Raw genomic sequence first — 22,814 nt, forward strand, 5'->3', positions numbered from 1 at the left:
TACCAGTGCAGCAACAGCCGAACCAAACCTGTCTACGGAATGGTGGCTGTCTGCTTACGTGACCGGCTCTTATTGGACCGACTGGACCTGGACGCCGGACGTCCGATTTCCCAAGGCGATGATCTCGTCAGCACTCAGGCCGGCAACCTTGTCTTTTATCCTGGCAATGCCAAGGTTTTGCAGCTCAGGATTTCCCGCTACCTCATACGCAGAATTCACACCGGCCAGATTGATCTGAAGCATGGCCACCACCAGCTTCTGCTTTTCCGCAGCACTGACCGATTCAATCATTTTTTTCCAGCTGGCCTCAGCTGCGGCATCCGAGGATGCATCCAGGCGAACGGGCTCGTGGGCGCAGGCGATACCAGCAACCAGCAGGCTGACAATGAGAACTGAAGAAAAGCGAATTTTCACAATGATCCTCCTTGAAGACTGGCATGACACCCATTCTGCATTGCGCGATTACTTCCAGGGCATTTCGCCCTTGGCCACCTTGGCACTGAGTTCCAACGATGCTTCGCCTGGCAGGCCCGGATAGCGCTGCTTCATCGCCGCTATCAGCGCGCCAGAATCCTTGGCCCTTGCCGCTTCCTCATCGAAGGCGCGGATGTAGCTGGCGGTGAACTCAACCGCCGCCAGGTCCTGTGAAGCACCTTCAGCATAGTGACCGGGAATCACCCGCGCCGGTGCCAGGCCCTTGATCTGCTGCAGCGCCGCCAGCCAATCCTGATGCGACTGCGGCGTCTGCGTATCGGCCATGAACACGTGCGAACCCGCATCCACCAACACCCCGCCCATGACCGTCCTGATGGATGGCACCCACAAGGCCGTGCGCTGCGGGCTCGCGCCGTCCAGGCCGATCACCTTCAGCTGCTGCCCCTCCAATTGCAGGCTGTCTCCCTGCAAGGGAGAAGGCACCAGCAACTGTTTGGGCGCATTGGCACCCAGCTGCGGTCCCCAGATCTTCAGCTTTTCATCCTTGCTGGCCTGGATATGCGCGATGGTCTGCGGCGTGGCCAGAATCCGCGCATCCGGGAACGCGGCATGCAGCGTTTCCAGGCCGAAGTAGAAATCCGGGTCGCCATGACTGATGTAGATGGTGGTCAGCTTCTTGCCGGACGCCTTGATCAGCTCGACCAGTTTGGCCGCATCGGCGGTGGAGAACTGCGCATCGACCAGCACGGCCTCAGTTGCACCCGTGAGAAGCTCGGAAGACACCGCGAAGATGCCACTGTCGCCCGGGTTGAACACTTCAACCTTGAGCCCTTGCTGGGCGGCTTGCGGGAGGTCATCCGTTGCTGGCGCCGCTACCGCCGGAACCGCCGGTGCAGCACCATCTGCTGTCGCCTGCCTGCCACAGCCTGCCAACGCTATCGTCAGTGCCAGCACTGTTGCCGATGTTGTGTACCACATGCTCCTGTTGCTCATTGCACTGCTCCAGCAAACCAAGGACGGGATTCAATTGGCATCGGTGCCGATGCTGGCAATAGTCCTGTTATTGGCATGTTAACGAGCAGCTCGGCCAAAACAGCAGGCTGCCCCCAACCCGCTGAAAACCATTTGGCATGTCAATCACATGACTGCATGCGCCGCCCAGGGACACAGTCCGCATGCGATCATCTGTCGTCCCCCTCAACGCTGCCGCACGCAATGACCATCGAACAGCCCGATCTTGAGAGCGTCCACAACAATGCGTACGCCGCAGTTGAAGACGGCGAGCTGCAAAGTGCCACGCAGAATTTCGACCTGCTGCTGCAGCACCACCCGGACAACCCGTTCTACCACTACATGCGCGGGCTGGCACTGAAGTACCAGATGGAATGGGCCGGCTCGCTACGCGACAACCTGCGCGCGATTGAACTGGCAGAAGAGTTCAGCCAAGCCCAGCACTGGAACGCAGCCATCGCTGCCACGGGTCTTGGTCAGTGGACCACTGTGCGCAAACTCTGGGCCGCCTGCGACATCACCCTTCCTGAAGGTGCTGGCCCCATCAATGCCGACTTCGGCGTCGCCGTGGTGCGCCTGAATCCCTGGAGCGCCGGCGAGACGGTGTTCATGCGCCGCATTGACCCGGTGCGCGCACGCATCCTCAACGTGCCCTTGCCGGAAAGCGGCCACCGCTTCGGCGATATCGTGCTGCATGACGGCGCGGCCACCGGCTCGCGCTTCGACGGCGAGCGTGAAGTCCATGTCTTCAATGAACTGGAGCGGCTGCAGCCATCCGAGTTCCAGACCTTCGTGGTGTTCGTGCGCGCGGACAGTCGCGTCGATCTCGACGCCTTGCTGGGTTCCAGTGCACCGGGCATCGGTTACACCGAAGACTGGACCAGCAGCATCCGTCACTACTGCCTGCGTTGCAGCTACGGCGCGCCGCACAGCCATGCACGGGAGTCGAACGAAGAACACGTGGAACAATGGCAGGTAGAGCGCAATCTCGGCATTGCCGCGCAGAGCCGCCTATCGGTCGAGAAACTGTTGAAAGACTGGGTCACCGGCCAACCTGGCCGTCACCTCGACGCCATCGAAACCCGTGAGTGTCCGCAACCGCTGCGCGAAGACGGCCATGCGTGGTGGCTGTCGCCCGAGGATGAAGATGCGGACGAAAGCAGCGATGAAGAAGAATAAGCCTCGGGATTGGACGACGCGACGGCATCCCGCCACGTCGTCCTGACCATCAAGCGCCGGCCAGCACCGGCGCCAGCAACCGGAACGTACCGGCATCGGCGTCCATCTCCGCCTTGCCGCCCACCGGCACGATGAACTGCTCCTTGATGTGGCCGATCATCGCGCCGCGGTAGGCCGGAATCTTCAAGGGCAGGATGTAGTCGTCGAAGATCTCGTCCAGACTCAGCGAGCCATAACCATCACCCGGCGCACAATCGGTGCACTCACCGAAGATGAAGCCGGCGATCTTGTCCAGCGCGCCCATCAGTTTCAAGGTGCTGAACATGCGGTCAATTCGGTAAGGCGCCTCTGCCACATCTTCCAGGAACAGGATCTTGCCAGTGAAGTCCGGCAGATAGGGCGAGCCGGCCAGTGCGGTGAGCACGGTCAGGTTGCCGCCAATCAGTTCGCCTTGCGCCTTGCCGCCACGGATGGTCAGCGTGCGGTTCTCGCGCGGCACCAACTCGTCGTCGCTGTCGCTGCGGTTCTGGTACTGCATCAGTTCGCGCTTGAAGAACAACCGATCGAACTGATCGACGTTGAAGCGGTTCCAACTGCCTGCGCCGATCTGGCCGTGGAAGGTCACCAGCCCGGTCTTGGCCTGGATCGCGCAATGCAGCGCGGTGATGTCCGAATAGCCGAGCAGCACCTTGGGATTGGCGCGGATCCGGTCGTAGTCGAGCAGCGGCAACAGGCGTGCGGCGCCAGACCCGCCGCGCACACAGATGATGGCCTTGACCTGCTTGTCCCCGAACATCGCATTGAGATCGCCCGCGCGCTCGGCATCGGTGCCGGCCAGGTGGCCATGGCGCGCGGCGTAATGCGCTCCGGTCTTGACCACAAAGCCCAGCGCTTCCATCGCCTCGCGCGCCAGCTGCAGGCTGAGCCGCTCGCTGCTGGCCGAGGACGGGCTGACCAGGCCGACTGTATCGCCCTTGTTGAGGCCGGCCGCCAGCAATTGCCCGTGCGTGGCAGCCATCGCGCCCTGCATACCGATCAGCGGCAAGGCCGCTGCCAGTGCTGTACCACCGATAAAACGACGTCGATCCATGTTGCTGCCTGTTGCCCGGGATGTGCGCCCAAGGGTAACAGCCAAGATTATCAGCAGCCCAGGTAGAGCCGAGCCATGCTCGGCTGGGGCTGCGCCGATAGCTCCACCTGTAGAGCCGAGCCATGCTCGGCTGGGGCATTACCGGGAACGCCTCTGCCGAGCATGGCTCGGCACTACATGAAAGCCGCTTGCCGAGCATGGCTTGGCGCTACCGTTACATATTGCGACGGTACTCGCCGCCCACGTCGTACAGGGCGTGGCTGATCTGGCCGAGGCTGTGGGTCTTCACCGCTTCGATCAGCGCTTCAAACACGTTGCGACGATCACGCGCGGTCTTCTGCAGGTAGCCAAGACCGTGGCCGTCGTGCGCTTCGCCATCCGCCGCTGCGCCTTCAACCTCGTGCGCATGCGAGGTCTCCCCCGCCGGTGCCAGCGCATTGCGGTTGCGCTGCCAGTTGTGCACGTTCTCGATCTGTTGACCCTTCTCTTCCTCGGTCGAGCGGATCAGCTCGATCTCGGTCGCCACCTCGCCGGCATGCTCCTTGGGCAGGAACATGTTGACGCCCACCAGCGGCAGGCTGCCGTCGTGCTTCTTGTGCTCGTAGTACAGCGACTCTTCCTGGATCTTGCCGCGCTGGTACATGGTGTCCATCGCGCCGAGCACGCCACCGCGCTCGCTGATCGCCTCGAACTCCTTGTACACCGCCTCTTCAACGATATCGGTCAGCTTGTCGACGATGAAGCTGCCCTGCCACGGGTTCTCGCAGAAGTTCAGCCCCAGCTCCTTGTTGATGATCATCTGGATCGCCACCGCACGGCGCACGCTTTCCTCGGTTGGCGTGGTGATGGCTTCGTCATAGGCGTTGGTGTGCAGGCTGTTGCAGTTGTCGAACAGCGCATACAGCGCCTGCAGCGTGGTACGGATGTCGTTGAACTGGATTTCCTGCGCGTGCAGCGAGCGGCCCGAGGTCTGGATGTGATACTTCATCATCTGGCTGCGCTCGTTTGCGCCGTAGCGCTCGCGCATCGCGCGCGCCCAGATGCGTCGGGCCACGCGGCCGATCACCGTGTACTCCGGGTCCATGCCGTTGGAGAAGAAGAACGACAGGTTGGGCGCGAAGTCATCGATCTTCATGCCACGCGCCAGGTAGTACTCGACGATGGTGAAACCATTGGACAGGGTGAAAGCCAGCTGGCTGATCGGGTTCGCGCCGGCCTCGGCGATGTGATAGCCGGAGATCGACACCGAGTAGAAGTTGCGCACCTTGTGGTCGACGAAGTACTGCTGGATATCACCCATCATCCGCAGCGCGAACTCGGTGGAGAAAATGCAGGTGTTCTGCGCCTGGTCTTCCTTGAGGATATCGGCCTGCACGGTGCCGCGCACGGTGGACAGGGTCTCGGCCTTGATCCGCGCATAGGTGTCGGCATCCACCAGCTGGTCGCCGGTGACGCCCAGCAGCGCCAGACCCAGACCATTGTTGGTGGGCGGCAGCTCGCCGTGGTACTGCGGACGTGATCGGCCTTCGAAGAGTTTCGCAATCTTCTGCTCGGCCTCGGCCCAGCGCGCGGGGTCTTCCTGCAGGTACTTCTCGATCTGCTGGTCGACGGCGGTATTCATGAACATCGCCAGGATCATCGGTGCCGGGCCATTGATGGTCATCGACACCGAGGTGGTCGGCGCGCACAGGTCGAAGCCGGAGTACAGCTTCTTCATGTCGTCCAGGGTGGGGATGTTGACGCCGGAATTACCGATCTTGCCGTAGATGTCCGGGCGCGGCGCCGGGTCTTCGCCATACAGGGTGACGCTGTCGAAGGCCGTCGACAGACGCGCAGCCGGCTGGCCAACGCTCAGGTAGTGGAAGCGACGGTTGGTACGCTCGGGCGTGCCTTCACCGGCAAACATGCGGATCGGGTCTTCGCCGCTGCGGCGATACGGATAGACACCACCGGTATACGGATAGGAACCGGGCAGATTTTCCTTCTGCAGGAATACCAGCAGCTCGCCCCAGCTGCGGTAGGTGGGCGCGGCGATCTTGGGGATCTGCTGGTGGCTGAGCGATTCGCGGTAGTTCTCGACGCGGATGGTCTTGCCGCGCACCTGGTATTCGTTGACCGGATCGGTGATCGACTTCAGCCGTGCCGGCCACTCGCGCAGCAGGCGCAGGGCCTCCGAATCCAGCGACTGCACGGCGTCGTTGTAGCGCTGGCGCAGAGTGCGGATGCTGTTGTCGACACCCACGTCAGTGAGTGCGTCGCCTGCGTACAGATCCAGGGCGCCCGGCTGTGCTGCATCACCCAGCTCCTTCAGTGCCTGCCAAAGGCTTTGCGCACGCTCGGCCACTTCTGCCTGCGACTCGATGCGGGCATTGATGCCACGGCCCTGCTCGGCGATCTCGGCCAGGTAGCGCACGCGGCTGCCCGGGATCAGCACCGTCGCACGTGGTTCCTTCAAGGTGGTGTCGATCTGCGGCTGCAGGCCAGCATCTGCCTTGGCCTTCTCGCGCAGCAGACGGCACAGGTTGGCGAACATCCAGCTGATGCCCGGATCATTGAACTGGCTTGCAATGGTCGGGTACACCGGCACATCCTCGTCCTTCATGCTGAAGGCGACGCGATTGCGCTTCCATTGCTTGCGCACATCACGCAGCGCATCTTCGGCGCCGCGCTTGTCGAACTTGTTCAGCACCACCAGCTCGGCGTAATCGAGCATGTCGATCTTTTCAAGCTGGCTGGGTGCGCCGAAGTCGCTGGTCATCACGTACATCGGGAAGTCGACCAGATCGACGATCTCCGAATCACTCTGGCCGATACCGGCAGTCTCGACGATCACCAGATCGAAATGCAGCGACTTCAGGAAGCCAATGCAATCGCGCAGCACGGTATTGATCGCCGCATGCTGGCGACGGGTCGCCATCGAACGCATATAGACGCGCTTGGAACGCAGCGAGTTCATGCGAATGCGGTCACCCAGCAACGCGCCACCGGTACGGCGGCGGGTCGGGTCGACTGAGATCACCGCGATGCGCATCTGCGGGAAGCTGGCCAGGAAGCGGTTGAGCAGTTCATCGGTGACCGACGACTTGCCGGCACCACCGGTGCCGGTGATGCCGATGACGGGTGTCTTGCCGGCAGCCAGCTGCCACTGTTTGCGCAGCGAGCCCAGTTCGGCCTCACTGTGATTGCCGTCTTCCAGCTGCGACAGCACCCGGCCGATACCGATCTCATCCTCGATCGACGGCGCTTCCGCATGCACTTCGCGGGCGGCAGCTTCACGCGCCTTGCCAGCGCGCGCCACCACGTCCTCAATCATCTCCACCAGCCCCATCTTCATGCCGTCGTTGGGGTGGTAGATGCGCTCCACGCCATAGGCCTGCAGCTCACGGATTTCTTCCGGGGTGATGGTGCCGCCACCGCCGCCGAATACCTTGATATGGCCAGCGCCGCGTTCGCGCAGCATGTCGACCATGTACTTGAAGTACTCCACGTGCCCGCCCTGGTAGGACGACAGCGCGATGGCATCGGCATCCTCCTGCAGTGCGGCACGCACCACGTCTTCCACGCTGCGGTTGTGGCCGAGGTGAATCACCTCCGCGCCCTGTGCCTGGATCAGGCGGCGCATGATGTTGATGGCCGCATCGTGGCCATCGAACAGGCTGGCGGCAGTGACGAAACGCAGCGGGGTGGTTTCAGGCTGCGCTTGCGGGAGCTGGGAGGCGGGGGTACTCATGGGCCGTGCAACATCCGGTTTCTATTGCAACCGATCATAGAACCGCTGCCCCTGCAGGTCAGGTTGCAGCGCAGCGTGACCTTTTGCCGGTTTGCGCTATCGCTGGGCACAGCGTCGCCCGTATCGGCAAAACCAGGCGCCGCCAGCGGCATGCCGGACTGAACACTCCCCTACCGGGAATGGATTAGAATGGCGGCCCGCGACCCCCGTCCCTGCCAATGACGAAGTCGCATTTTTTGTTTTCCGGCCAGCCATTTGGCTACACGATCACTGACGTTGTGGCAGATACGCCATCGGAGCTTGCATGCTTTTCGAAACCCTCGAGACTTCCGGCCATGAGCAGGTCGTGTTCTGCCAGAACCGCGACGCCGGCCTGAAAGCAATCATCGCCATCCACAACACCACCCTCGGCCCGGCCCTGGGCGGCGTGCGTATGCGCCCCTACGCCAACACCGATGACGCGCTGCGCGACGTCCTGCGCCTGAGCCGTACCATGACCTACAAGAACGCCCTGGCCGGGCTGAACGTGGGTGGCGGCAAGGCGGTGATCATCGGTGACCCCAGGACCGCCAAGAGCGAAGTACTGTTCCGCGCCTTCGGCCGTCAGGTCGAAGCACTGGCCGGCCGCTACATCACCGCCGAAGACGTCGGTACCGACGTCAACGACATGGAAAACATCTACCTGGAAACCGGCTTCGTCACCGGCGTACACCAGGTCCATGGTGGCTCCGGCGACCCGGCCCCGTTTACCGCTTATGGTGCATTGCAGGCACTGATGGCCTCGGTCAAGCGCAAGTTCGGCCATGAGGAAATCGGCAAGCTCAGCATCGCGGTGCAGGGGCTGGGCCATATCGGCATGGAACTGGTGAAGCTGCTGCGCGAGCGCGGCGCCAAGCTCTACGTCACCGACCTGGACCCGGTGCTGGTGCAGAAGGCCGTTACTGAATACGGCTGCGAAGCGGTCAAGCCCGATGCCATCTACGACGTCGCTGCCGACGTGTTCGCGCCCTGCGCGATGGAAGGCGCGATCGATATGGGCACGCTGGAGCGGCTCAAGGCCAAGGTCATCTGCGGCACGGCCAACAACCAGCTGGCCAGCCATGCCGTGGGCGATGAGCTGTACAAGCGCGGCGTGCTGTGGGCGCCGGACTATGCCGTCAATGCCGGCGGCGTGATGAACGTGTCGCTGGAGATCGATGGCTACAACCGTGAGCGCGCGATGCGCCTGATCCGCAGCATCTACCACAACCTCGGCAAGATCTTCGACCAGTCCGAGCGCGATGACGTCTCGCCGCAGCGCGCGGCCGACCGCATCGCCGAAAGCCGACTGGAAGCGATCGGCAAGCTGAAGATGCCGATGGGCCGCTCGGTCCCGCGCATGAATCGCCTGCGTGGCGAGTAAGCGGTACCACTGAAACACGGAAGGCGGGCGATCCTCTCGCCCGCCTTCTGCTTTCTACCGGTTACAGCAGCTGCCCGATCAGAACGCCTGCTGCAGACGCAGCGACACCTGCCGGTTGTCACCACGCGGGCCGAAGCGCTGGTCATAGCCCAGCGACAAGCGCGTATTGCGGGCCAGCCACGATTCGACCGACAGGCCGAACAAGCCGCCCGAACGCGAAGGCTGCAGGCCGGTAATCGGTGCCCAGGCATCCACGCCGACAAAGCTGGCATCCAGGCTCAGGCCATTGCCACCCAGCGCCTGCTGCCATTCGGCATAACCATTGAATGCCACCTGTTTCCACAGGTACTGGCCACGCAAGCCAGCCAAGGCCCGCACCCGGCTGCTGTTCCAGTCATCGGCGCGCAGGCCGAAACCATAGCCGCCCTGCTCATTGAAAGCACCTCCGTCGATACGCGTGTAATCCGCGCCCATGTACGGTGTCAGCTGCGCCTTGCCATGGCCCAACCGATAACCGGCCTCGATGCTGCTGGACAGGAAGTTGCCGCTGTAACGCGCCTGCACCCCGGCGCGCTCGGAACCCAACAACAGCCCGCGATCCAGCTCGCGCTGGTACTGGCCAAATCCGGCCTGGCCCAGCACATAGGCATCACCGCGCTGCCAACCGGCGTAGAGCTGCGACTGGGTCTGACGGTCACGACTGCGATCCTGTGCCACACCGCCGCTGGCATTGGCGCGGGTTTCGCCGAACGCGAAACCCAGCACGGTATTGCTGGTCAGCGCAGTTTCGCCGCCCATCATCCAACCGCCGACACTGTAGTCACTGCCCAGGTATCCGCCCTGCCCGCCGCCACCAAGGCTGCGCATCCAGACACCGTTGACTGCCGACCGCGCACCGCCCTCGGCGAACTGGCTGGACAGCGCACGCCGGCTCATATCGATGCTGTCAAAGGTCATCGCGGTGGCGGTGGCATGGGCCTGCCCGGAGAGACTCTCCAGACTCTGGGCCAGGCCGGCAAAACCGCCCCCCACACCCTGCACCGACGCCGCCGCTGCGCCAAACGTTGAGGCCTGCAGGCCACCATCGCCATCCAGCAGTTCAAACGCCTGCTCCACCCGCTGCGCGGCCGACATTGCGCGCAAACCAACGCTGGCGCTGTTTGCCGCCGTGGTGACACTCACCCGATCCAACTGCAACCAGGCGTTGTTGGCGTCATAGCCATACTGGGCCTGCAACAACGTGACGCCAGTGGCACCCGTAGCCGGCGTGGAAAACTGCCCACTGACGCCGCCACCTGCATGCAACAGGTCCTGGCGGCGGCCGTCCTGCGGCACATAGCCGGCGACCGCCCCGCTGACCATCACCCCACCATCCAGACTCGCCGTTCCTGTGACCTGCAAGGCGTTGGACCCAAGCGCTACCATCAAGCGTGCACCCGGGCGCTGCACGTAGTTGCCTTCGATCGTTGCCGAGCCCTCATTGCTGAGCACGATCACGCTGGCACCATTGTCCACGTTGCCCACCACACGGGTGGTGCCACCCATGAACTGCAGCGCCGCCGTTGAAGGATTGACCTGCGCGTCGATGCTGACATTGGAACGGATCGAGCCGCCGTCGCGCAGCGCAAGCGTGCCCTGCTGGATGCGGGTGGCACCGGCGTAGGTGTTGGCGGCGGACAGGCCCAACGAGCCACTGCCGGATTTCACCAGACCGCCGGCACCGCTGATCGGGTTGCTCCATTCCGAATTGAGTCCCAGCAGACTCACATTGACCTTGATATCACCCCAATCAGCCTTGCCCGGCCCCTTCACCGCCTTGCCAACGTTGAGCAGTCCGTAGCCGAACACCGCATCCGGGCCCGGATCGCCGAGGTCGGTCGCGGTGCCCAGCAGGGTCTGTCGGACCAGGTCATTGTTGAAGTAGGGGAACGCCTGCCACACCATTGCTGCCGCCCCCGACACCAATGGCGCCGCATAGGAGGTACCACTGCCGTAGTAATACGACAGATTGTTGGCCGTACTGTCATGACCAAGGAACGCCGCGGTACCGGGCGCTACCAGGCAGTAGTTCTTGGCGACGCCGCAGGCATTGGAATAGGACGCCAATGCCGTCGGCTTGGCGGTATCCAAGGCAGCCACTGCCAACCAGCCACGCTCCAGATCGGCCGCCGGATAGCTGCCAGGGTTGCCGACCTTGCTCGGCAACGCCGCCATGTCGGAAGGATTGGGCTTTGACTCGTTGCCGGTGGCAAACACCACCAGGCCATCATTGTTGTTGATGAAAGGACGGTACTCGTTGGCAATCTCCGCCGTTACGTTCGGCCGGGTCCAGTACAGGCCGCCCCAGGAGTTGTTCATGATGCGCATGCCGTCGCGGATCAGGTCGGCATGGATCGCAGCCATGCCCAGCGCTCCGGTCACTTCATTGCCATTGCCGGAACCATCATCGGTTGGCGCTTTGTCGGCAATGATGCGGGCGGACAGGATCTGCGCGCCAGGAGCCACACCGCCTGGCCACCGTCCGGTCGGAGCACCCGCGGCAAGTTGGGCGACGGTGGTGCCATGACCAACCACGTCGTCCACCGACAGATTGTTCTGGGTCGAACTGACGTAGTTACGGTTGACCAGGACCCGCCCGGCCAGCGCTGGATGGTTGCGCATCACCCCGGAGTCGATCACACCGATGCGATAGCCGGCCCCGGTCAGACCCATGGCGTGCGCAGCCTGCGTATTGGTCAATGCCAGATGCGCATCAAACGCCGGCTGCGGGGTCACCGGCGGGGTTACCGGCGGCGTGGTCGGGGGCGGCGTTACCGGCGGGGTCACCGGCGGCGGATCGGATTTGGGACCGCTACCACTGCCGCAGGCTGCCAATGCCAGCGCCAATGAACCGGCCAACGCGCCGCGCGCCAAATTGCTGCTCACCATTGCACTACTCATTCCCTTGCTCCCCTTCCTGTGGATGATTCGCCAATTCAGGTATTAACCCGTCCCGGTAGCACTCCGGCTACCTTCTATACTGCAACGACAATCCACTGCCTGTGGGGATGTGCCGTTGGTCCAATGTGCCTGATCCCGCAGACGTTCGATAATTGCCGCAAGGTATAACCGAGATTGCTCATGTCCGACATCGTCATCGCCGCCGCCAAGCGTACCGCCATTGGCTCTTTCCTTGGTCAGTTCAACGGCGTCCCAACCCCGACCCTTGGCGCCACTGCCATCAGCGCCGCCATGGCACAGTCCGGCATCCCAGCCGGCGACGTTTCCGAAGTCATCATGGGCTGCGTGCTGCCGGCCAACCTTGGCCAGGCGCCGGCCCGCCAGGCCGCGCTCGCCGCCGGCCTGCCGACCAGCGCCGGTGCCACCACGCTCAACAAGGTCTGCGGCTCGGGCATGAAAGCCATCATGCTTGGCCATGACCTGATCAAGGCCGGCTCGGCCAGCATCGTGGTTGCCGGTGGCATGGAGTCCATGTCCAACGCGCCGCACATGCTGCCCAACTCGCGTACCGGCAACCGCTACGGCAACTTCCAGGCAGTGGACCACATGGCGTGGGACGGCCTGACCAATCCCTATGACGGCCAGTCCATGGGCGTGTTTGCCGAGGCCACCGTAGCCAAGTTCGGCTTCACCCGCGAAGAGCAGGACGCCTATGCCATCGAGTCGGTGACCCGCGCTCAGGCTGCACAGGCCAGCGGCGCGTTCAACGATGAAATCGTTGCGGTCACGGTCACCACCCGCAAGGGTGACGTCGAATTCAACCAGGACGAGCAGCCGGGCAAGTCGGACGTCAGCAAGATCCCGACCCTGCGCCCGGCGTTCAAGAAGGATGGCAGCGTCACCGCCGCCAGCTCCTCCAGCATTTCCGACGGCGCAGCAGCGCTGGTGCTGCTGTCGGCCGATGATGCTGCCAAGCGCGGCGTGCAGCCGCTGGCACGCATTGCCGCACACGCCACCCACTCGCAGGAACCGGAGTGGTTCACCACTGCGCCGATCGGTGCCATCAGCAAGGTTCTGGAAAAGGCCGGCTGGACCATCGCCGATGTCGATCTGTTCGAGATCAACGAAGCCTTTGCCGTTGTGGCAATGGCACCGATCCGTGAGCTGGGCATCCCGCATGCCAAGATCAACGTCAATGGTGGTGCCTGCGCATTGGGCCATCCCATCGGCGCATCCGGTGCCCGCTTGGTGGTTACGCTGGTAAATGCATTGCGCACGCGCGGCCTCAAGCGTGGCATTGCGTCGCTTTGCATCGGCGGCGGTGAAGCAACTGCCATCGCCATTGAATTGATTTGATTGAAAAATTTCAGATAATTCAAAACCTGAATGCGGGACCGCTTGACAGTCAAAATGGGCTTGTCATCATGTTCCCGGCGCGCAATGGCGCGTTGCCTAATTTCACGACGAGGATTCACAAATGAGCATCAACAAGCTGCTGATCGCAATGACCCTGGGTCTGGCCCTGACCGCCTGCTCGAAGCAGGAGCAGGCTGCTGACGCCGCCGCTGCCGCTGACACCGCTGCAACCGAAGCCCAGGGCGCTGCTGACGCTGCTGCCACCGCTGGCGCTGCTACCGCTGACGCTGCCCAGGCTGCTGCTGACACCGCCGCCACCGCTGCTGACGCTGCTGGCCAGGCTGCTGGCGAAGCCGCTGCTGCCACCACCGACGCTGCTGCTGCCACCGCTACCGACGCTGCCAAGGCTGCTGAAGACGTTGCTGCACAGGCCAAGGACGCTGCTGAAGAAGCCAAGAAGTAATAACTTCTGCTTCCAAGCTGGTCTTGAAAAGCCGCTGGTTCGCCAGCGGCTTTTCTTATGGGCCGGGTTTGCCACGGCAAGGCCACGGATTGCGGCAGACACGCCGCGATGCGCGCCCGCCAACCTGGACACTGCACACTACGGCTGATCTGCCCCACCAGCTTGCCCACCCCGCCTGCAGACCGCGACCCGCGCGCACCGGCCGGCGCAACACACCATCGGCCGCATTGCCCATGCAAAGGCCTGTGCCCCTTGGCCGAACCAACTGGTCTTGACGTGATCTGAATACGCCAACCTCTAGGGTGAGCACATTGGTCCACCACAGGAGAGTGCAATGAAATTGTTCATCCCCGTACTTACCGCAGGCTTGGTGCTGGCGTTGGCTGGCTGCAATGACCGTAACGCCGAGCAGGCCAAACAGGACGCGGCCGCTGCTGCTGACCATGCCGCCGACGCGGCCAAGAACGCCGCCGAATCCGCTGCCGATGCAACCCGCGATGCCGCCGATCAGGCTGCGGCGGCCACCCGCAACGCCGCCGCAGAGTCGCAGCAGGCCCTGGACAATGCCGCCAGTGCCACCGCCAAAGCTGCCGACGATGCCGCCGTCGCAGCGAAGGACGCCGCCGCCGATGCCAGTGCCGCTACCGCCGACGCGGCGCAGAAGGTCGCCGACCATGCCCACGATGCAGCCAAGCAAGCCCGCGAAAAGGCAGACGCTGCCAAGCATTGATAGACTTCGCCACGCAGCTGTCATGACGGTGACAGCTGCGTGACGCTCGCGCTGGATGCGTGATGCCACAGGGGGCCGGATGCACGCCATCCGGGCAGGCATGTGATCACGCGCGCGTAGGCAGCACGTGCGTATCACCTCGATCATGCAGTCAAGGGCGGGATGCGGAAACACACGGGCAGTAAATTCGCGCTGGTATTTTCGGCGCTGGTGTTTGTCGCCATTGGCGTCGGTGTCTTCGTCGGCGCGCGCAGGTTCATTGCCGATGCGCGATTGGTCGCCCATACCCACGAAGTCATCAGCCGGATTGATGAAATCCAGTCGATGGTGCTTGATGCCGAATCCGCCGAGCGCGGCTACCTGCTGACCGGCAGCCAGGCCTATCTGCTGGACTACCAGATGAGCGTGGAACGGCTGCCGCTGCTGCTGAGCAGCCTGTCCAAATCGGTTCCCGACAACCCCGACCAGGCGCGCAACGCGATCGAGCTCAACGAGCTGGTGAACCGCCGCCTGCAGCAGATCCAGCACGTCGTCGACATCTACGACGGCCAAGGTCTGGAAGCCGCGCGCGCGGCAATCAACCAGAATGCATTCCGCACCACCAGCGCCATCCGCGAACAGGTGCGGACCATGGTCGAGGAAGAACACGACCGCCTGGTGGACCGCGCTGCCAGTTCGCGCCGCAGTGCTGATCTGCTGCTCGGGCTCGCCTTTGCCGGCATCCCCTTCGGCCTGGCCGTGGTCGCATCGGTCTACGGTATTCTGCTGTCCGAACTGCGCCGTCGCAGCCGTGCCGAGAAGCGCGCTGCCAGTGCCACTCAACAACTGGCCGGCAACCTGGAGCAGATTGAACGTTCCAGCGCCGACCTGCAGACCCTGGGCCGCTATACCGGCCTGCTGCAGAGCTGTGCCAACCCGGAAGAAGCCCTGGAAATCAGCGCGCGCACGCTGGAAGCGCTGATGCCCACTATCGCCGGCTCGATCTATCTGCTGCGCGCCTCCAATGATCGCGTCGAGAACATCGTCAGCTGGGGCAAGCCGCTGGTGGAAACCAGCGCTTTCCTGCCACCCAGCGATTGCTGGGCGTTGCGGCGCGGGCAACCGCATGTGATTGATGACCTGCTGCGCGATGCCAGCTGCCCGCATATCAGCCGGCCAGAGCACGGCCAAAGTGTGGCCACTGCCTGCATCCCGATGTCGGCGCAGGGCGTGCAGATAGGTTTTCTGTTTCTTTCCGGCGCCGGCCCCGGCCCGCTGCCACGCCTGAACATCGCCGAGTCGGCAGTAGAGCAGCTGTCGCTTGCGCTGAGCAATCTGCGTCTGCGTGAGTCGCTGCGCCTGCAGTCGATCCGTGACCCACTGACCGGCCTGTACAACCGCCGCTATCTGGAAGAATCACTGACCCGCGAAATTGCCCGCTGCGGTCGCCGCGACTTCCCGCTGTCGGTGATCATGCTGGATGTGGACCACTTCAAGCAGTTCAACGATACCCACGGCCACGGCGGTGGCGATGCCTTGCTGGCAGCCATCGGCCAGCTGCTGGGTTCGCGCCTGCGCGGCGAAGACATCGCCTGCCGCTATGGCGGCGAGGAGTTCACCGTGATCCTGCCCGAGTCGGACAGCAGCAATGCCCTGCGCCAGGCCGAGGAACTGCGCCTTGCCCTGTCGCAGATGAGCGTGCCGTTCTCCGGCAAGACGCTGCCACCGATCACCATCTCGTTGGGCGTGGCGACGTATCCGGTTGATGGCGTGGCTGGCCTCACCCTCCTGCGCAAGGCCGATGCTGCGCTGTACCGGGCCAAGCGCAGTGGCCGCAACCAGGTACTGCGCTTCGACCCGGCGCTGGATGGCGTCGGCTGATCAGGCCTGCGGCAAGGCGCGCGCCAGAATGTCCGCGAACGGCGTGGCTGCCTGCAGCAGCCCGTAGACGCCGGCGGCGCGCGGCAGGCGTGATTGCACATACAACGCTGCCAACGGGCTGCCCACGCGCAGCAACGCCGCTGCCTGCAGCAATACCGCGATATCGCTGACCAGCGTGCGCGCATCGGCCTGGGCCAGCTCGGGGCCCTGCAGCTGGCCCAACGCGGCCTCAAGCGCGCGATCATAGCCATCGTTGCGGCCCGCGACCTGTCGCAACTCGGCCAGCAACGCCACACGCGTTTCCGGTTCGCGCTGCAAGGCACGCAGCACATCCAGGCACTGTACGTTTCCGCTGCCTTCCCAGATCGAGTTGAGCGGCGCCTGGCGATACAACCGCGGCAGCATCGACTCTTCCACATAGCCGGCGCCGCCCAGGCATTCCTGTGCCTCGTTGACGAAAGCGGGTGTGCGCTTGCATATCCAGAATTTGCCGATGGCAGTGCCGATCCGTGCGAATGCAGCTTCATGTGCATCCTGCGGCGCGCCATCCACGGCACGCGCCACACGCATCGCCAGGGTGGTCGCCGCTTCCGACTCGATTGCCAGGTCGCTCAACACATTGGCCATCAATGGCTGATCGACCAGGAGCTTGCCGAAGCTGCGCCGGTGCCGCGCATGATGCAGCGCCTGCGCCAAGGCCATGCGCATCTGCGCGGCCGAACCCAGCATGCAATCCAGCCGGGTCAGCATCACCATCTCGATGATGGTTGCCACGCCGCGCCCTTCTTCGCCAACGCGACGCGCCCAGGCACTACAGAACTCCACCTCACTGGAGGCATTGGCCCAATCGCCGAGCTTGTCCTTCAAGCGCATCAGATGGAAGTTGTTGCGCCGCCCGCAGGCCAGCCGCCGCGGCATCAAAAAGCAGCTCAGTCCACCCGGCGCCTGCGCCAGCACCAACCAACCATCGGACATCGGCGCGGAGAAAAACCACTTGTGCCCAACCAGGCTGTACTCGCCCTCACCCGCCAGCGGTGTCGCCATGGTCGTGTTGCTGCGCACATCGGAGCCGCCCTGTTTCTCGGTCATGCCCATGCCGACGGTGATACCCGGCTTGTCACCAATGGGCAGGTCGCGGGCGTCGTAGAACGGCGCTGCTGCCTTGTTGGCCCACTCCACCAACGCAGGCTCCTGGCGCAACACCGGCACTGCAGCGTGGGTCATGGTCAGCGGGCAACTGGTGCCAGCTTCGGCCTGATGGTGCAGATAGCTCAAGGCTGCGCGCGCGACATGCGCACCGGGTTGCGCCGAGCGCCAGGACAGCCCGGCTACGCCACGTGTCTTCGCCGTAGCCATGAGCCGATGGTAAGCCGGATGGAAATCAACGGTATCGATCCGGTTGCCCTGCGCGTCATGCGTGCGCAACAGCGGGCGCTGGCGGTTGGCATCGAAGCCGATCCGGTAAAGCTCGCCGCCGGCCAGCCCGCCGTAGTGCTGCAATGCCGCGGCAAAGGCTTCCGCCCCCTCGCGCTGCACGCACTGCTGCAAGGCCAGATCGTCCTGCCACAGGTCGTGCTCGGCGAACGGCGGTGGCTGGTTGTCGACGACGTGGGTTTCAAACGGAGGCGGCTGCGGCAGCATGGCGGCGACTCGGGAAGGACCGCCCTCGATTCTGCCGCAAGCCCGCTCCGTCCGGGCGCCGCTCAGCGCTTCTGCGCGACCTCGGCCAGCGCAGCGATGAATTCATCCTGCAACGCGAGCTTGCCAAACAGGCCGTGCTGGGTGCCGCTCAGCACCCGCAGCATATGGCCACGCCCGCCGGGCATGCGCCCCATTGGCTTGAACAGCAGGTCCCTGCCATGGGCGATCCAATCGTGGTCGGATTGGAAAATCGGCGTCAACCAGCGGCTCCAGAGCTGATACAGCCACACATGCGCTTTGCGCTGGTGCTGGTAACGCGCAAGTGCCGCTTCGAGGTTCTGCTCGCCACGCAGGGCATCGCGCAGCGCCACCGCATCCATCAGTGCCATGTTGACGCCCTGCCCCAGCTGCGGGCTCATCGAGTGCGCCGCGTCACCAGCCAACACCAGCCGTCCGCGGTACCAGCGCTGCATCACCGCATCGCGGTAGCTGGCGCGGGCCAGTTGCGCCTGCAGCGTAACTCCGGCAAGGCGCTCGCGTGCTTCGGGCCACAGTGTGGCGATCTCATCCAGCCACGGTTCCAGCCCATCACGTTCCCAAGCCTGGAAGCCATCACGCGGCAGGCTCCAGAAGAAGCTCAGCCGCTGTTCGCCATCGCCCGGGCGGCTGCCCACCGGCAACAGGCCAATCATCTTGCGGGCGGCAACATAGCGCTGGCGCAACTCGTCACCATGCTGCCAATCACCGCGTGGCAGCAGGCACCACAGCGCGCCCCAGGGGTAGACGCGATCCAGCTTGGCGCCCTGCACCTGCGCGCGCAATCCGGAACCCGAACCATCGGTAGCGATCACCAGATCAAACGGGCCGTGCCAGCGCCCGTGCTGGTCCTGCACGCGCTGCAAGGATTCGTCGATGGCACTGATGCGGCTGTCCACGTGCAGCGACGGGCCAGCATCCCAGGCCGCATCCAGCAGTGAGAACAGCGCCCCGCGCTGCATGCCCACGCCACACAGGCGCGCATCCAGCCCCGTGTAGGTCATGTCCATCACCGCGCGTCCGCAAGGGGTTTCGCCGTACAGACGGCGCACTACCGCGCCGTGCTCAAGCACCTGCGGCATCAGCTGCATCTGCCATAGCGCCTGCAAGCCACTGGGCTGCAGCAGGAACCCCGCGCCCACCGGCCCCGGCGTTGCAGCCTGCTCGAACACCTGCACCCGGTGCCCGTCACGCGACAGCAGTACCGCCAACGCCTGACCGGCCGTGCCATAGCCGACGATGGCGATATCCAGTGTCTTGCTCATTGCAGTCCCTCCCTGGGCCGACTGCCATTGCTAAAAAAAAACCCCGCCGAAGCGGGGTTCTTCCGCACAACCGGGTGGATCACTCGGCCGGCGTGATGTTCGAAGCCTGGGCACCCTTCGGGCCCTGGGTCACGTCATAGCTGACGCGCTGGCCTTCCTGCAGGCTGCGGAAGCCCTTGGAATTGATCGCGGAGAAGTGCGCGAAGACATCGGCGCTGCCGTCCTCCGGTGAGATGAAGCCAAATCCCTTGGCGTCGTTGAACCACTTGACGGTACCGTTCGGCATGGTGATGCGAGACCTTGTTCGATGAATGGATTGATGCACGCTGAATGAAGCGCACTGGCGGAGTATGCAAACCTTAAGCCGGGATGACAATCACCCCCGGGCCAATTCACCCACCAAAGTCGGCAAACCGGACGAAGCTGCCTCCACATTGGCCAAAACCTCGGCCATGGTGATCTCCTCGGCATCGCCGCAGCCAGCCGCCCAGTTGGCGACGATCGCCAGACAGGCGTACTCCAGCCCCAATTCGCGCGCCAGCCCGGCCTCGGGCATGCCGGTCATGCCAACCAGATCGCAGCCATCACGGCGCATCCGGGCGATTTCGGCATTGGTTTCCAGGCGCGGGCCCTGGGTGGCGCCGTAGCAGCCGCCGTCCTGCATCACCACGCCCTTGGCCTTGGCCGCCGCCAGCACCTTGGCGCGAAACGACGGGGTGTACGGATGACCAAAATCGACATGCAGGACCTCGCTGCCCTCCTCCTCACTGAGCGTGGAAATCCGACCCCAGGTGTAGTCGATCAGCTGGTCCGGGCAGGCCAGTACGCGCGGGCCGAAGTCATCACCAATGCCCCCCACGGTGTTCAAGGCCAGCACCCGGGTTGCGCCCAGCTGCTTGAGCGCGGCCAGATTGGCGCGGTAGTTGATCTTGTGCGGCGGGATCGAATGGCCTTCGCCATGCCGGGCCAGGAATGCCACGCGCTGGCCGTTCAACAGGCCAACCCGGACCGGACCGGAGGGGGCGCCGTAGGCGGTTTCAACCTCGTGGGTCTGGACATCGTCCAGCGCGGCCAGCTTGTACACACCGGTGCCGCCAATAACGGCCAGGGCGATAGGTTCCATGCTCATTCCTGATGTTCTCATTGGACACGCGCAAGCCACGCCCTTGGCGTGGCCCTGCCGCGATCAAACCGAAAGCCGACGGCAAAGCGTCGGCCGCCGGTATTACTGCTTCATTGCATAGATCGCCGGCAGCGAACGCAGCGACTCGTTGACGTCCATGCCGAAGCCGAACACGAAGCGGTCGGGCAGTTCGATGCCGGAGTAGTCGGCCTTCACGCCCGGCAGGCAGCGGTCGTGCTTCTTCACCGTCAGCACGGCGATGCGCACGTCGGTCGCGCCCTGCTCCAGGCACCATTCGCGCACACCCTGCAGGGTGAAGCCTTCGTCCAGGATGTCGTCGACCAGGATCACCCGGCGGCCGAACAGGGCCGACACCGGGCGGTGCTTCCAGACCAGGTCGCCACCGTTCTCGCCGTGGTAGCGCGAGGCCTGCATGTAGTCGAACTGCGCGTCCTGGCCGCGCGCGCCCAGCTCCAATGCCAGCTGGCCGGCGAACGGCAGCGCGCCGTTCATGATCGAGATGAACACCGGCACTTCGCCCTTGTAGTCACGCGCGATGGCGTCGGCGATGCCGGCGATGGCGGTGTCGATGGTGGGACGGTCGACCAGCAGGTCGGCCTGGGCCACGGCTTGTTCAAGAGTGAGTTTGGACATCAGGCGGTTCTTCCAAGGTTTTCAAACAGATGATTACGAGTATCGGCGTGGCGGGCATCGGCCAGCAGGCCGCCCCAGCCCATCGCCCCGCGGCCGATCAGGCTCAACAGGGCGGCGGTATTCAAGCTGCGGCCGGCTACGGCCTGCAGTGATTCTTCGACCAGTTCCGGGTGGCAGACCAGCACCACGTCGCAGCCGGCATCCAGGTGTGCATCGACGCGGGCCTTGACCCCACCGGCGGCGAACGAGGCCGCCATGCCGATGTCGTCGGAGAACACCACGCCGCGGAAGCCCATCTGCTCGCGCAGGATCTGGTTGATCCAGCGCGACGAGTAGCCTGCCGGTTCCGGCGCCACCTGCGGGTAGATGACGTGCGCCATCATTACCGCGTCAGCGCCAGCGGCGATGCCGGCCCGGAACGGTATCAGGTCATGCGCTTCAATTTCAGCCAGGGGCCGCGGGTCCACCGCGGTGTCCACATGCGTATCCTCGCGGACCGTGCCATGGCCGGGGAAATGCTTCAGCGTGGCAGCCATCCCGACCGAGTGCATGCCGCGCACATAGGCAGCGGTCAAGGCGGCGACGACCTGCGGGTCTTCGCCAAAGGCACGGTTGCCAATGGCCAGGTTGCCATGGCCCACATCCACCACCGGCGCGAAGCTCAGGTCCAGGCCGCTGGCACGGATTTCACTGGCCATCAGCCAAGCGTGCTGCTCGGCCAGCGCCAGGGCGCCGTCCGGGTCGCTCGCATACAGCTCACCGAAGCCTTGCAGCGGCGGCAGATCGGCATAGCCCTCGCGGAAGCGCTGCACGCGCCCGCCTTCCTGGTCGACAGTGATCAGCAGAGGGCGCGTGGTGGCAGCACGGATAGCCGTGGTCAGTTCGACCACCTGCGCACGCGAGGCGAAGTTGCGCTTGAACAGCACCACCCCGGCCACGGCGTCGTGCTGCAGCCAGTCACGCTCCTGGGCAGTCAGTTCGGTGCCGGCAACGCCGATCAAAAGCATGCAAGGACTCCAATCCACCGCAGACCGCGGCGTAGCGGAATATTGTCGCAGATGGCGCCCGCCGCGTCAGAGCCTGCGTTCAGACGCTGCAACCGTCCGGGCCGCAGGCCTGTTCATCCTGGCTGGCAGGGCCTGACGGCGCTTGTTCTGCGGCAATCTTCCGCAGCACGTCGGCGAATACCTCTGGCGGCTGCCCGCCCTGCACTGCGTACTGGCCATTGATGACGAAGGTCGGCACCGACTGGATGCCCAGCGCCTGCGCCTGGCCGATGCCGGCCTGCACCTGCGCCAGACCTTCGTCCGAAGCCAGCATCGCCTGCACCCGCTCGGCCGGGATCTCGCCCGCCGCGGCGGCAGCAATCAACACCTGCGGATCAGCCAGATTGTGGCCTTCGGCGAAATGCGCCCGGAACAGTGCCTCACCAACCTGCTCCTGTACCCCGTACTGGCCAGCCAACCACATCAGGCGGTGCGCCAGCAGTGTGCTGACCTTGACCTGACCCTTGCTGAAATCCATCGGCAGGCCTTCAGCCTGGGCCGCGCCCTGGGTCTGGGCCAGCATCTGTTTGGTACGCTCGGCGCCACCGAACTTGGCCGCGTAGGCGTCCAGCAACGGCACCGGCGTGGTGTCCGCATTCGGATCAAGCAGGAACGGATGCCAGCGCACCTCGATCTCGGGCGCGTTGGCGCCCAGCAGTTCCAGACCGCGCTGGAAGCGATGCTTGCCGATCCAGCACCAAGGGCAGACCACGTCAGACCAGATATCGATGCGCATGAGGGTTCCTGATATCGCGAATGTAGTGCCGAGCCATGCTCGGCAGCAGCTTCACAAGCAAACCCAGTAGTGCCGAGCCATGCTCGGCAGCAGCTTCACAAGCAAACCCAGTAGTGC

At 64.1% G+C, this 22,814-nt stretch carries 18 protein-coding genes; 6 read left to right on the forward strand and 12 right to left on the reverse strand.

What is annotated here, in order from left to right; all coding sequences use genetic code 11:
- Positions 1–69: 69 nt before the first annotated feature.
- Positions 70–414, reverse strand: coding sequence for a DUF6694 family lipoprotein (locus ACVOL0_RS10320; protein ID WP_481549013.1), 345 nt, complete (start codon positions 412–414; stop codon positions 70–72).
- Between the two features lie 48 nt (positions 415–462).
- The gene (locus tag ACVOL0_RS10325) at positions 463–1,428 is read right to left on the reverse strand and encodes an MBL fold metallo-hydrolase (RefSeq protein WP_481549014.1); all 966 of its coding nucleotides are present in this window, start codon (positions 1,426–1,428) and stop codon (positions 463–465) included.
- A 222-nt stretch (positions 1,429–1,650) separates the two neighbouring features.
- On the opposite strand from ACVOL0_RS10325, the gene ACVOL0_RS10330 reads away from it, so the two are divergent.
- A complete protein-coding gene (locus ACVOL0_RS10330; RefSeq protein ID WP_481549015.1) occupies positions 1,651–2,625 on the forward strand; it encodes a tetratricopeptide repeat protein in 975 nt (324 codons plus the stop codon).
- A 49-nt stretch (positions 2,626–2,674) separates the two neighbouring features.
- Here the strand turns inward: ACVOL0_RS10330 and ACVOL0_RS10335 are convergent, their stop codons facing one another.
- On the reverse strand, positions 2,675–3,715 hold the full coding sequence (locus tag ACVOL0_RS10335; protein ID WP_481549016.1) for a S66 peptidase family protein: 1,041 nt from the start codon (positions 3,713–3,715) through the stop codon (positions 2,675–2,677).
- A 214-nt stretch (positions 3,716–3,929) separates the two neighbouring features.
- On the reverse strand, positions 3,930–7,445 hold the full coding sequence (locus tag ACVOL0_RS10340; RefSeq protein WP_481549017.1) for a methylmalonyl-CoA mutase family protein: 3,516 nt from the start codon (positions 7,443–7,445) through the stop codon (positions 3,930–3,932).
- Between the two features lie 304 nt (positions 7,446–7,749).
- Between ACVOL0_RS10340 and ACVOL0_RS10345 the strand changes: the two genes are divergently transcribed.
- Positions 7,750–8,847: a Glu/Leu/Phe/Val family dehydrogenase gene (locus ACVOL0_RS10345; RefSeq protein WP_481549018.1), complete on the forward strand. Its 1,098-nt coding sequence runs from the start codon at positions 7,750–7,752 to the stop codon at positions 8,845–8,847.
- A gap of 78 nt (positions 8,848–8,925) precedes the next feature.
- Here the strand turns inward: ACVOL0_RS10345 and ACVOL0_RS10350 are convergent, their stop codons facing one another.
- A complete protein-coding gene (locus ACVOL0_RS10350; RefSeq protein ID WP_481549019.1) occupies positions 8,926–11,775 on the reverse strand; it encodes a S8 family serine peptidase in 2,850 nt (949 codons plus the stop codon).
- 192 nt (positions 11,776–11,967) lie between these two features.
- Between ACVOL0_RS10350 and ACVOL0_RS10355 the strand changes: the two genes are divergently transcribed.
- The 4 genes from ACVOL0_RS10355 (at position 11,968) to ACVOL0_RS10370 (ending at position 16,196) form a co-directional block, all read left to right on the forward strand.
- Positions 11,968–13,143, forward strand: coding sequence for a thiolase family protein (locus ACVOL0_RS10355; protein ID WP_481549020.1), 1,176 nt, complete (start codon positions 11,968–11,970; stop codon positions 13,141–13,143).
- Between the two features lie 121 nt (positions 13,144–13,264).
- The gene (locus ACVOL0_RS10360) at positions 13,265–13,606 is read left to right on the forward strand and encodes a hypothetical protein (protein WP_481549021.1); all 342 of its coding nucleotides are present in this window, start codon (positions 13,265–13,267) and stop codon (positions 13,604–13,606) included.
- A 334-nt stretch (positions 13,607–13,940) separates the two neighbouring features.
- On the forward strand, positions 13,941–14,336 hold the full coding sequence (locus tag ACVOL0_RS10365; RefSeq protein WP_481549022.1) for a hypothetical protein: 396 nt from the start codon (positions 13,941–13,943) through the stop codon (positions 14,334–14,336).
- A 162-nt stretch (positions 14,337–14,498) separates the two neighbouring features.
- The gene (locus tag ACVOL0_RS10370) at positions 14,499–16,196 is read left to right on the forward strand and encodes a diguanylate cyclase (protein WP_481549023.1); all 1,698 of its coding nucleotides are present in this window, start codon (positions 14,499–14,501) and stop codon (positions 16,194–16,196) included.
- Here the strand turns inward: ACVOL0_RS10370 and ACVOL0_RS10375 are convergent, their stop codons facing one another.
- The 7 genes from ACVOL0_RS10375 to ACVOL0_RS10405 form a co-directional block, all read right to left on the reverse strand.
- Entirely contained in the window at positions 16,197–17,837 is a 1,641-nt protein-coding gene (locus tag ACVOL0_RS10375; RefSeq protein WP_481549024.1) for an acyl-CoA dehydrogenase family protein, read from the reverse strand.
- A 62-nt stretch (positions 17,838–17,899) separates the two neighbouring features.
- Positions 17,900–19,138, reverse strand: coding sequence for an FAD-dependent oxidoreductase (locus tag ACVOL0_RS10380; protein WP_481549025.1), 1,239 nt, complete (start codon positions 19,136–19,138; stop codon positions 17,900–17,902).
- A gap of 79 nt (positions 19,139–19,217) precedes the next feature.
- Positions 19,218–19,424: a transcription antiterminator/RNA stability regulator CspE gene (gene cspE / locus ACVOL0_RS10385; RefSeq protein ID WP_057506519.1), complete on the reverse strand. Its 207-nt coding sequence runs from the start codon at positions 19,422–19,424 to the stop codon at positions 19,218–19,220.
- 90 nt (positions 19,425–19,514) lie between these two features.
- Complete coding sequence (locus ACVOL0_RS10390; RefSeq protein ID WP_481549026.1) at positions 19,515–20,267, reverse strand: S-methyl-5'-thioinosine phosphorylase; 753 nt, start codon at positions 20,265–20,267, stop codon at positions 19,515–19,517.
- Between the two features lie 96 nt (positions 20,268–20,363).
- On the reverse strand, positions 20,364–20,915 hold the full coding sequence (locus tag ACVOL0_RS10395) for a hypoxanthine-guanine phosphoribosyltransferase (protein ID WP_481549027.1): 552 nt from the start codon (positions 20,913–20,915) through the stop codon (positions 20,364–20,366).
- Positions 20,915–21,922 carry a beta-N-acetylhexosaminidase gene (gene nagZ / locus ACVOL0_RS10400; RefSeq protein WP_481549028.1) on the reverse strand — a complete coding sequence of 336 codons (1,008 nt, stop codon included), beginning with the start codon at positions 21,920–21,922 and terminating at the stop codon, positions 20,915–20,917. The genes ACVOL0_RS10395 and nagZ overlap by 1 nt, the downstream gene beginning before the upstream one ends.
- 79 nt (positions 21,923–22,001) lie before the next feature.
- A complete protein-coding gene (locus ACVOL0_RS10405; protein WP_481549029.1) occupies positions 22,002–22,697 on the reverse strand; it encodes a DsbA family oxidoreductase in 696 nt (231 codons plus the stop codon).
- Between the last annotated feature and the right edge of the window lie 117 nt (positions 22,698–22,814).

It is taken from the genome of Stenotrophomonas sp. STEN021, from assembly GCF_056760175.1.